This is a genomic window from Streptomyces sp. SP18BB07, from assembly GCF_036322545.1.
Classification (GTDB): Bacteria; Actinomycetota; Actinomycetes; order Streptomycetales; family Streptomycetaceae; genus Streptomyces; species Streptomyces deccanensis.
This window is the reverse complement of sequence record NZ_JAQYWT010000135.1, coordinates 1-10,378: the sequence shown is the minus strand read 5'-3', so window position 1 is coordinate 10,378 and position 10,378 is coordinate 1. Positions and strand designations below refer to the sequence as shown.

8 protein-coding genes, 1 rRNA gene and 1 pseudogene are annotated in these 10,378 nt (G+C 69.8%); 4 read left to right on the top strand and 6 right to left on the bottom strand.

Features of this window, described 5'->3' with window-relative positions:
* The 3 genes from rrf to PUR53_RS00630 form a co-directional block, all read left to right on the top strand.
* A 5S ribosomal RNA gene (gene rrf, locus PUR53_RS00640) occupies positions 1-87 on the top strand; the annotation flags it as partial.
* Between the two features lie 118 nt (positions 88-205).
* A complete protein-coding gene (locus PUR53_RS00635) occupies positions 206-781 on the top strand; it encodes a GNAT family N-acetyltransferase (RefSeq protein WP_329907010.1) in 576 nt (191 codons plus the stop codon).
* A gap of 39 nt (positions 782-820) precedes the next feature.
* Complete coding sequence (locus tag PUR53_RS00630) at positions 821-1,222, top strand: signal peptidase I (RefSeq protein WP_329894551.1); 402 nt, start codon at positions 821-823, stop codon at positions 1,220-1,222.
* Between the two features lie 16 nt (positions 1,223-1,238).
* On the opposite strand, the gene PUR53_RS00625 is transcribed toward PUR53_RS00630, so the two are convergent.
* From PUR53_RS00625 to PUR53_RS00600, 6 genes are all read right to left on the bottom strand, one after another.
* Positions 1,239-2,975 carry a type VI secretion protein gene (locus PUR53_RS00625; RefSeq protein WP_329907009.1) on the bottom strand — a complete coding sequence of 579 codons (1,737 nt, stop codon included), beginning with the start codon at positions 2,973-2,975 and terminating at the stop codon, positions 1,239-1,241.
* Positions 2,976-3,099: 124 nt separating this feature from the next.
* The gene (locus tag PUR53_RS00620) at positions 3,100-4,533 is read right to left on the bottom strand and encodes an ATP-binding protein (protein ID WP_329894553.1); all 1,434 of its coding nucleotides are present in this window, start codon (positions 4,531-4,533) and stop codon (positions 3,100-3,102) included.
* Positions 4,534-4,587: 54 nt separating this feature from the next.
* Positions 4,588-6,147 (bottom strand): SCO6880 family protein, encoded by a 1,560-nt coding sequence (locus PUR53_RS00615; protein ID WP_329907008.1) that lies wholly within the window; start codon positions 6,145-6,147, stop codon positions 4,588-4,590.
* Complete coding sequence (locus PUR53_RS00610) at positions 6,144-7,475, bottom strand: hypothetical protein (protein WP_329907006.1); 1,332 nt, start codon at positions 7,473-7,475, stop codon at positions 6,144-6,146. Before PUR53_RS00610 ends, PUR53_RS00615 begins: the two co-directional genes overlap by 4 nt.
* On the bottom strand, positions 7,465-8,331 hold the full coding sequence (locus PUR53_RS00605; protein WP_329907005.1) for a hypothetical protein: 867 nt from the start codon (positions 8,329-8,331) through the stop codon (positions 7,465-7,467). The genes PUR53_RS00610 and PUR53_RS00605 overlap by 11 nt, the downstream gene beginning before the upstream one ends.
* Positions 8,332-8,534: 203 nt before the next feature.
* Positions 8,535-8,843: a hypothetical protein gene (locus PUR53_RS00600; protein WP_033525053.1), complete on the bottom strand. Its 309-nt coding sequence runs from the start codon at positions 8,841-8,843 to the stop codon at positions 8,535-8,537.
* Positions 8,844-9,460: 617 nt separating this feature from the next.
* Between PUR53_RS00600 and PUR53_RS00595 the strand changes: the two are divergent.
* Positions 9,461-10,378: pseudogene (locus PUR53_RS00595) on the top strand (hypothetical protein); the annotation flags it as partial.

Below are 10,378 nucleotides of genomic sequence, written 5' to 3'. Positions count from 1 at the left end.
GGTTACATTCCGAACCCGGAAGCTAAGCCTTACAGCGCCGATGGTACTGCAGGGGGGACCCTGTGGGAGAGTAGGACGCCGCCGAACAAATATTGAGAAAACCCCTGCCGGGAGACCGGCAGGGGTTTTCTGCGTTTAGGGGTTTACACCGGGCTGTTATTAAATCCGGTGAAGGGTGTGGTACCCCGGTACTACCGTGGCCCGCATGAAGCTGCCTGCGCGTGGTGAGAGCCCTGTTCTGCCCGAGGGGTACCGGATCCGGTCCGTCCGTGCTGAGGAATGGCGTCAGGTACGGGAGTTGAGGCTGGCCGCGCTGCGGGACCCGGTGGCTCGTCTCGCGTTTCTGGAGACGTACGAGGAGGCTGCTGCGAGGCCGGACGGTTTCTGGCAGGAGCGGGCGGAGAAGGCGGCCGAAGGGGTGTGGGAGCGGCGGCAGTTCGTGGTGGAGAGCGGTGCCGGTGAGTGGGTCGGGACCGTGACCGTACTCGTGGAGGAGGCCGGGACACGGGACTTCTTCGGTGGGAACGTCGAGCGGCGGCAGGCGCATCTGGTGGGTGTGTTCCTGCGGGACGGGCATCGGGGGAAAGGCGTGGGCGAGGCGATGTTCGCGGTCGCGGTGGGGTGGGCGCGCGAGGCCGGGGTCGAGCGGGTGCGGTTGTTCGTGAACGAGGGGAACGGGCGGGCCGAGGCGTTCTACCGGCGGGTCGGTTTCGAGGCCAGCGGCGTGTCCGTCGATGGGGACGAGGGGCGGGAGTTGGAGTACGTGCTGCGGCCGGCGTAGGCGGGGGGCGCGGCGGCGTGGATGTTAGCGTTCGGCGGCATGGACGACAGCGTGTATGTGGGCAATGCGGGCAAGGACGCGGCGCTGGACCGGGGTTGGCTGCTCGGGCACTTCAAGGCGGAGGGGGATCCGCGGCGGAGTGAGGCGGTGGAGATCAAGTGGGGTGTGCATCCGCGGGGTGACACGCGCGCACAGTGGGTCCGGGGTGAGGAACGGACCGCCCTGCAGGTGCTGATCAGCGGCCGGTTCCGGGTCGACTTCCCCGGCCGTAGCGTGGTGTTGGAGCGGCAGGGCGACTATGTCGTCTGGGGGCGCGGGGTGGATCACTCGTGGGTTGCCGAGGAAGAGTCGGTGGTGTTGACCGTGCGGTGGCCCTCCGTGGCCGGGTACGCGGTGCCGGACTCGGACTCTGGATCCGGCTCGGACGGAGACGCTGCCTGAGTGCCGTCAGGTCGGCTCAGGGCAGCGGGAGTTCCGCGTTCGGCCAGCGGGATCTGGCCTGTTCGCGGGAGCGCAGGAGGGCCAGGGTGGGGAGGCCCTGGTCGGCGCCGCCGGTCAGGAGGGCGGGGAGCTGGGGGAGCGGGGCCACGGCCGCCACGTCGTCCAGGACCAGGGTGAGTGGTGGGTCGAGGCGGCCGGAGGATGACCGTTCGGCCATGCGCCGGCCGCGCTCGACCACGCTTGAGGCGAGGGCCGTCAGGAGAGGCATCGCGGAGGGGTTCGCCTTGGGGTCCTCGATGGGGTCGCCGACCACATAGAGCGTTCCCCCCTCGTGCACGAAGGAATCCAGCGCCAGGGCGTCGGCCCGGTTCGGGGCGCAGGCCTCCCGGACGTTGACCGTGGAGAGTGCGGAGAGGGCACGGGCCGTCAACTGCTGGGCCATGTCCCGGCGTTCGGGGTGCGAGGTGAGCGCCGACTCCAGTTCGCCCGCCGCGCCGGGGGCCGCCTTGGGGTTCGTCCGCAGGGCGCGGACCGCTTCCTGGACGTGGCTGCCCTGGGCCCAGCGGTGCAGGTGGCGGATGGTGCGGTTGTCTATGGCGGCGGCGTGGAGGTAGCTGCGCAGGAGGGTCTCCGCGGTGTCCGCCACCGCCTGGTCGATCCGGGCGGTGGGGCGGATGGGGGCGAGGAGGGCGATGGCCCTGGCCAGTGCCGTCGGCTTGTCCTCGCAGCCGGAGATGGGTGACCAGTGCAGACGGGCCGGGGTGTCGCAGCGGTGTGCGGGGTCGTAGAGGAGGACCGGGCCCAGCTTCGCGCGGGCGTCCTTCGTGTCCGCCCAGAGCGTGGGGTCGGAGGTGACCACGAGGGCCGGCCCCTCGGCGTCCCGTACGGCCTGCGCGGCGACCGGGCGACGGGACTCGGCGGGGCCGAGGACGACCGTGGGGGCGGAGTTCGCCCAGCCGGTGCCGGTGCCGGTACCGGCACCGGCACCGGTACCGGCACCGGTGCCCGGGTGGGTGCCGGTGGGTGCCGTACCTCCGGTCGCGTCCGGTGGCGGGGTGGCGTACGCGCCGGCCGGGGGCGCGAGGGACGTGGCCGCCGATCTGGCGGGCGTGGGGGGCGCGCCGACCTCGGCCGCCGGGGTGGCGGGCGTGCCTGGCGCGCTGTGACGTGGCTCGGGGACCGATGTGGAGGAGGCCGCCGGGTCCGGTGTCGCGAACCCGGGGGGCGGGGCCTCGTGCCGGACGGGGTCCCCCGTGTACGGCTGGGCCGGGGGTGCTTGCTCCACGGGGGCGGGGGCCGTGCCCTGGAGGTGAGCGGTGTCGTGGGCGGGGTGCGGGAGCGGGGCCCCCGCGGCCGGGCCGCCCTGCCTCTGGGCCCGTGCCGCCCTCTCCCTCGCCCGTACGGCCCGCCAGCGGGCCAGGGTTCCCATCGTGAAGACGGTCAGGACGAGCAGGACCATGAGCTGGCTGATGAGGAGGCCCCAGAAGAGGCCGTAGCCGGAGAGCTGGGCGGCGGGGGTGTCCGGCCAGGCGGCGGGGAGGTCCTGTGGGGCGGAGACCAGGCTGCGTACGGCCAGGGGTGTACGAGTGAAGGTCACGCCGTCGGGCCAGGCGCCGTGGGCGAAGAGGCCGGCCAGACCGGTGGCCGACCAGACCAGCAGGGTCAGGCTCACCAGGAAGCCGAGGAGGGCGATCAGCAGCCCGTCGGGGATGCCGCCTCCGCCCTGCTGGGGGCGCCGGTCGTCCGGTCTCATCGCTCGCCGCCGTACACGCCGCTTCCTCCGCCGCCGTACACGCCGTTCACGCCGCTTCCTCCGCCGCTGTTCACGCCGTTTTCCCGCCCTGCCCCTGCTCGTTCCGGCTCATCGAGGGTCCCGCTCAAGCCACCGTCGACTCGGAGGAGCCGTAGCCGTCGACCTCGCTCAATTGGTGTTCGACGAACGCGGCCGCCCGCTCCTCCGCCTCCAGCTCGGCGGCGCGCAGGGCGTCGTCGTCCAGCAGGTGGTCGACGGAGGACTCGGTCATCGCGCGGTCGGTGAAGACGAGGGGGCGTTCGGTCTCGGTGATGAGGTGTTTGACCACCTGGACGTTGCCGTTGACGTCCCAGACGGCGATGCCGGGGGTGAGGGTGGGGATGATCTCCACCGCCCAGCGGGGCAGGCCCAGGACGCGGCCCGTCGCTCTGGCCTCGTCCGCTTTCTGGGCGTAGATCGTCCTGGTGGAGGCCATCTTCAGGATGGCCGCGGCCTCCTTGGCGGCGGCGCCGTCGATGACGTCCGACAGGTGGTGGACGACGGCGACGAAGGACAGACCGAGTCGGCGGCCGAACTTCAGCAGGCGCTGGAAGAGCTGGGCGACGAAGGGGCTGTTGATGATGTGCCAGGCCTCCTCGACCAGGAAGATGCGCTTCTTCCGGTCGGGGCGGATCCAGGTGTGCTCCAGCCACACGCCGACGATCGCCATGAGGATGGGCATGGCGATGGAGTTGCGGTCGATGTGGGACAGGTCGAAGACGATGAGCGGCGCGTCGAGGTCGATGCCGACCGTGGTGGGGCCGTCGAACATGCCGCGCAGGTCACCGTCGACCAGGCGGTCCAGGACCAGCGCCACGTCCAGGCCCCAGGCCCGTACGTCGTCTATGGCGACGTTCATCGCCTCCGCGGACTCCGGCTCGGGGTGGCGGAGCTGGTCGACGATGTCGGTGAGGACCGGTTGGCGGTCGACGATGGTCTCGTTGACGTAGGCGTGCGCGACCTTCAGGGCGAAGCCGGAGCGTTCGTCCAGGCCGTGGCCCATCGCGACCTCGATGATCGTGCGGAGCAGCGCGAGCTGGCCCGTCGTGGTGATCGAGGGGTCGAGGGGGTTGAGGCGGATGCCCATGTCGAGGGCGGCCGTCGGGTCGAGGCGGATGGGAGTTATTCCCAGCTCCTCCGCGATGAGGTTCCACTCGCCGACGCCGTCCTCGCCCTGGGCGTCGAGGACGACGACCTGACGGTCGCGGAAGCGCAGCTGGCGCAGGACGTACGTCTTCTCCAGGGCCGACTTGCCGTTGCCGGACTCGCCGAGGACGAGCCAGTGCGGAGCGGGGAGCTGCTGGCCGTAGAGCTGGAAGGGGTCGTAGATGTAGCCCTTCCCGGAGTAGACCTCTCGGCCGATGATCACACCGGAGTCGCCGAGGCCGGGGGCGGCGGTCGGGAGGTAGACCGCCTGGGCCTGTCCGGTGGAGGTGCGGACGGGAAGGCGGGTCGTCTCGACCTTGCCGAAGAGGAAGGACGTGAAGGCGTCGGTGAGGGCGGAGATGGGGTCCCTCATCAGCGCTTCACCTCCAGGTGCGGTTGGATCGGATGGTCCCGCATCGCGATGGCCCTACCTTCGGATTCCGGTGGCGAACGGGAGCGTGTTGACGAAGGCCCGGTGGTGTTCGCGGTCGCACCACTCCAGCTTGAGGTACGACTTGCCGGCCGAGGCCCTTATCGTCCGCTTGTCGCGCGCCAGGGCCTCCGGGGAGCGGGAGGAGACGGTGATGTAGCCGACGAGGTTGACGCCGGCGGCGCCGCTCGCGAGGTCCTCGCCGCGCTGGTCGAGGCGGGAGTGGGAGGCCACGTCGCGCGGGTCGACGGTGCGGTTCATCTTGGCGGCGCGGGACGCCTCCGCCTCGTCGTTGGTCTTCTCCGTCAGCATGCGTTCGATGGCGACCTCGGTGGGTTCGAGGTCCATGGTGACGGCGACGGTGCGGATGACGTCCGGGGTGTGGACCAGGAGGGGCGCCAGGAAGTTGACGCCGACCGGGGTCATCGGCCACTCCTTCACCCAGGCCGTGGCGTGGCACCAGGGGGCGCGGGTGGAGGACTCGCGGGTCTTGGCCTGGAGGTAGTCCGGCTCCATCGCGTCCAGTTCGGCCGGCCAGGCGTTGCGCTTGGTCATGGCCTGGATGTGGTCGATGGGGTGGTCCGGGTCGTACATGGAGTGGATGAGGGAGGCGAGGCGGCCCTGGCCCAGCGGCTGCCGTACGCGGATGTCGGCCTCCTGGAGGCGCGAGCAGATGTCTGTCAGCTCGCGTGCCATGACGACGGCGAGGCCGGCGTCCTTGTCGAGCTTGCGGCCCTGGGGACGGGCGGCGCGGGCCATGGCGTGGCCCTCGGCGGCCAGTTCGCGGGTGTAGTGCATGCACGCGACGAGGTAAGCGCGGTGCTGCTCGCTGCTGGTGGAGACCATGGACTGCAGTTGGTCGTACGACTGCTGCAGCCAGCCGGGGGCGCGGTCGTCGCCGCGCTGGGCGACGTCCTTGGCGTGGGCGTCCGGGTCGGCCGGGAGCGTGCGGGCGAGCATCTGGAGGCGGGTGACGAAGCCGTCGCCGTTGGCCACGTGCTTGAGGAGGGTGCCGAAGCGGTCGACGAGGGCTTCCTGGTCCTCGGAGTCGCGCAGGCCGACGCCGGGGCCCTCGATCTCGATGGCGGCGGTGACGGTCCGGCGGTCGGCGTGCAGCAGGACGGCGATCTCGTCGGGGCCGAAGGGCGCGGCGAGCCAGGTGATGCGGCCGATGCCGGGCGGGGGGCCGACCTCGACCTCACGGCCGTCGAGGCGGGTGCCGGCCTCCATGTTGGCGGAACGGTACGTCGTGCCCTTGCGCAGGCTGCGCTTGTAACTGCGGTTGATCTCGAACCACTTGTAGAACGTCCGCCGCTTGTACGGGATGTACACGGCGGCCAGTGCCAGCATCGGGAAGCCGGTCAGCAGGGCGATGCGCGGGACGAGCACGGGGACGAGGAGACCGCACATCATGCCGAGGAACGCGCCCGCGATGATCAACGCGATCTCGCCGGACTCGCGGTTCCGGCCGATGATCGCGTTCGGCCGGGCGCGGCCGATCAGATATGTACGGCGGGGCGTGATCGGATGGGACAGATGGTGGGTATCGGTCGTCAACGCCCTTCACCTCCCGTGCGGTTGTTGCTGCTGTTGCGGGTGTTGCCGGCGTGGGGGGTGTTGATGGGGCTCGAACGGGGTGGGGGTGCGGCGGAGGGGACAGTTCCGCCGCCTCCACCCGCGCTGCGCGAGCTGTGGGCGGCCACGCCGCCGGATGCGGGGTTGGACGGGCGGGGGGTGCTGCTTCCGCCTCCGCCGCCGTTGTTGTCGGCCCGGGAGCTGTGGGTCTTGATGCCCTGGGCGACGAGGGTGGCGGGTGAGCTGATGACGGCGGCGGCCTTGCCTTCGGCGCCGCGCATGATGCGGTTGTTGCGGGAGTTGGCGATCTCGTCGCCGAAGCCCGGGACGAAGCGGTAGATCATCGCCGAGGCGAAGATCGCGAGCAGGATGATGGCGAGGCCGGAGACGACCGCGGCGAGGGAGTCAGGGCCGTCCTCGGTGGTCAGGGCGCCGGCGAGGCCGAGCACGATGACGATGACGGGCTTGACCAGGATGATCGCGATCATGATGCCGGCCCAGCGGCGGACGTGGCCCCAGAGGTCCTTGTCGACGAGGCCGGCGTAGACGACGACGCCGAGGAGGGCGCCGACGTAGAGGAGGACGGCCCTGAGGTACAGCTCCAGGTACAGCACGCCGGCGGCGACGATGGAGACCAGCGACACCAGGATCAGCATGATGGGGCCGCCGCCGATGTCGTTGCCCTTCTTCAGGGCCTCGGAGAACGTGCCGAAGAAGGTGTCCGTCTGGTTGCCGGTGGTCTTGGCGATGATGTCGCTGACGCCGTCGGTGGCGGAGACGATGGTGTAGAGGATGAGCGGGGTGAAGGCGGACGCCAGCACGGTCAGCCAGAGGAAGCCGATGGCCTCGGAGATCGCCGTGGTGAACGGCACGCCGCGGACGGCTCGCTTGGTGACCGCGAGCAGCCACAGCACGAGCGTGAGGATGGCGGAGGCGGCGAACACGACCGCGTAGTGCTTCAGGAACGTCATGTTCGTGAAGTCGACGTTCGCGGTCTCGTTGACGGCTTCGGAGAGCTTGTCGACGGTCCAGGAGGCGGCGTCGGCGCAGCCTTGGGCGAGGGAGGAGAGGGGGTCGAGGGTGGTGGTGACGTTGTTGGGGAGGGTGCTGGTGTCGCCTCTTTCGCCGGCGCCTCGTTCGCAGTAGTCCTTGGCGGGGCCGACAATGAGGTCACAGCGGTCGTCCGAGGGAGAGGGCGACGGCGAAGGTGTGGGCGCAGCGGCTGCCTTGGTGGCCAGCAGAACGGCAGCGGTCTGAACGGCAGTGAGGACTGCGGTGACCTTGAGTACGTGGTGCGACCTACCGGGCATAAGTGAACCCTCCGTACTCCTCGACGGCCTTCGAGATCTCGTCAGCTGTCGACACCTTGTTGTCACCGTTGACCGGCGCGGGGCCTTCTTTCTGAGCGAAGCTGTCGACCTTCCAGTCACCGTCGGCCCAGCGCAGTTGGAGGGTCATGGTGAACCAGTCGCTGGTGACGGGACTGGTGGTGTCCTCCGACGCCATGCCGAACACGCCCGTGCACCAGACCTCGACGGTCGCCGTGTCGTCCGAGTAGCTGGTGGTCTTGGTACCGACCGGCATGGTGCGTGAGACGTAGGTGCTACCCGAGGGGGCGTTGCCATCCGCGTCCAAGCCCACGTCGGCCAGGAAGTTCGAGTCGTAGGCCCTGTTGAGCTTGTCCTCCAGGTCGGTCACCTTCTCGGCCACGAAGACCTGCCGCACGATCTCACCGCGCCGTGCGGGCTTGAGGATGTCGGCCGAGACCAGCACGACGGAGTAGTTGGCCGCCGCCGATTCGGCGCCCTGCTGGTCGTGGGCGAAACCGGAGGGGATGCCGTCGGTCTTCGTGGTGACCGGTCGCTCCCCCGAAGCCGCCGTAGGCGCGGTTTCCGGCTTGTCGGTGGTGGAGTCTCCGGATGTGTCGGAGTTCCCACCGCCCCGGTTCGCGAAGGCGATCGCGGCGATGAGGAGGACGACCACGCCGACGATGGTGACGAGGCTTCTGGAGGAGGAGCGGGGGCGGCGGGGGGCGCCGCCGTAGGGGTCGCCGCCGCCGTCGGGGAGGCGGGTTCGGGTCTGGCCGGTGCCGGCGTACCCCCCGTACGCCCCGTCGTCCCCGGAGCGCGAGGACTCGCGGTACCCGTGCTCGTCGCCGAGACTCATGCCGCGGTCGCCCCTTCAACTTCGACGTCGTACCGAAAGGCGTAGCAGTACGACGGTAGCCGCGCTGGTTCCCGCGCGGGCGCGGTGTGGAGACTCGACATCAGGGAAACGCAACCTCAGCCGGTGGGCACGACGGACGGGTGGGGTGGGAGGGGGACCGGGCGAGGCCGGTGGCCCGGCCGGGGCGGGTGCCGGCGGCCGCGCTACACGGCCATGCCGTACACGATGGTGAAGAGCGTGCCCAGTGAGCCGATGATGAAGACGCCGGTGAGGCCGGCGATGATCAGGCCCTTGCCCTGTTCGGCGCTGAAGGTGTCGCGGAGGGCGGTCGCGCCGATGCGCTGTTTGGCCGCACCCCAGATCGCGATGCCGAGGCAGAGGAGGATGGCGACCGCCATCACGACCTCGATCATCACGCGTGCCTCGTTGCCCAGGTCGCCGAAAGGCCCCCAGTCCGGGGCGATTCCGCCGATGATGGTGGTGATGTCGCCCTTGTCGGCCGCTACGAACATGTAAGTCACCGCCCCTAGTGGGTCGTTCTGTTGTCTGCGTGCGTTGTGCGACGTGTGCGCCTCGGCGTACGCGTCGCACGCCTCCGCGCGGGTGCGCAGAGGTCGGGCCCATTCTCGCCGACAATGACGCTGTCGTATGTCGACTTGACGTCATTGATTGGCGGGTTTCGTACGGATCCCTTGCCGTCGACCCGTGCGGGACCCTAACGGGGGGCGCGGAACGGTAAGCGAAGGGTCGTATCGTCACTCTGTGTATCACGGCAGGTCACGCCGGGCAATGAGGATCAAGCGGAACCTGTGGTGTGGTTCCGTCGTTATTGCACTTCTGTGGCCTCAGGGGGCTGGGCTCGTCCCGCTTCTGACGGGATGTCGACCCTGGTCCGCCGTTGATTCTCGGTGACTTCGAGTGTGCCCGATGTGGACGTAAGGGTCGTGTGTGGGGGCCGGATGTCCCCTGAGGGGCGAGCTTTGGCCAGAAGTGCATGGGATCGCGATCGCAATTTTGGTACAAATGATCGACTGGGTGTCCTTGTGGGTCCATGCGTCGGTGCGTCAGACGAGCGGTCCGGGCGCCGAGTTGAGGGAACGTATCTGCGAGGGCGTCCACGGGGGTAGGCGTGAGCGAGGACAGGCCTGTTGTCTCGGCCGAGATACCGGAGTTCACGGGGAATCTGGAGCAACTGGAGACAGACGCCGGCGACATCGCGTTCGACGGTATGGCGGTCGGTGCGGCGGGTCTGCTGATCGACGCCAACTTCAAGCAGCTGGAACCTTTCTACAAGGCTCCCGAGGCCGACCAGCTCTTCGCGACGACCGCGCCGGTCGCGGCGGCCGGCCACGATCTGCAGACCGAGCTGGGCACGGTCTCCAAGGCGCTGCTCGACTACGCGGCCGAGGTCCGGCCCCTGGTCGACCGGCTCAACTCGTTGCGCGAGGAGGCGGCGGCGTTCGAACGGCGCGTCGCGGACGACGAGGACTGGGTCGCGGACGGCGACCTCATCGACGAGAACACCGCCCGCCGCAACGCGGTGAACGCGGCCTGGTCCGCCTTCCAGGCCGCCGAACGGGCCTGTTACAACAAGATCGTCGCGCTGGTCGGCGGGGAGCCGCTCGTCGTGGGCGACGGGTCGAACAAAGAGAACATGTACGGCTACCGCGCGGAGGACCTGAACAACGTCGCCGGTCTGCCCTGGGGTGACGTCGTCGAGGAGTCCAACCCCTGGTACTACTTCCACGAGCACGCCTGGGACTTCACGGTCGGCTTCGTCGTGGACGGTGTGTGGGGCACGATCAAGGGCCTGGGCACGCTGGTCGGCTTCAACGGCTGGGACGCGGCGGGCCAGGCCTGGGTCGGTCTCGGCAAGCTCGCCACGGGCATCCTCATCACGGCCGTACCGGTGGTGGGTGCCGCGTACTGGCTGGCCCCGGACGACAAACTGCCCTCCTGGCTGCGTGACTCCCGTACGGCCGTCGTGGAGACCGGCAAGGCGCTCATCGCGTACGACGAGTGGGGCAAGAACCCCTCCCGGGCGGCC

Bases quoted from the DNA above. Each gene is read 5' to 3' on its own strand.
- PUR53_RS00635 (WP_329907010.1), top strand. From the start codon at position 206: ATGAAGCTGCCTGCGCGTGGTGAGAGCCCTGTTCTGCCCGAGGGGTAC.
- PUR53_RS00630 (WP_329894551.1), top strand. From the start codon at position 821: ATGGACGACAGCGTGTATGTGGGCAATGCGGGCAAGGACGCGGCGCTG.
- PUR53_RS00625 (WP_329907009.1), bottom strand. From the start codon at position 2,975: ATGAGACCGGACGACCGGCGCCCCCAGCAGGGCGGAGGCGGCATCCCC.
- PUR53_RS00620 (WP_329894553.1), bottom strand. From the start codon at position 4,533: ATGAGGGACCCCATCTCCGCCCTCACCGACGCCTTCACGTCCTTCCTC.
- PUR53_RS00610 (WP_329907006.1), bottom strand. From the start codon at position 7,475: ATGCCCGGTAGGTCGCACCACGTACTCAAGGTCACCGCAGTCCTCACT.
- PUR53_RS00605 (WP_329907005.1), bottom strand. From the start codon at position 8,331: ATGAGTCTCGGCGACGAGCACGGGTACCGCGAGTCCTCGCGCTCCGGG.
- PUR53_RS00600 (WP_033525053.1), bottom strand. From the start codon at position 8,843: ATGTTCGTAGCGGCCGACAAGGGCGACATCACCACCATCATCGGCGGA.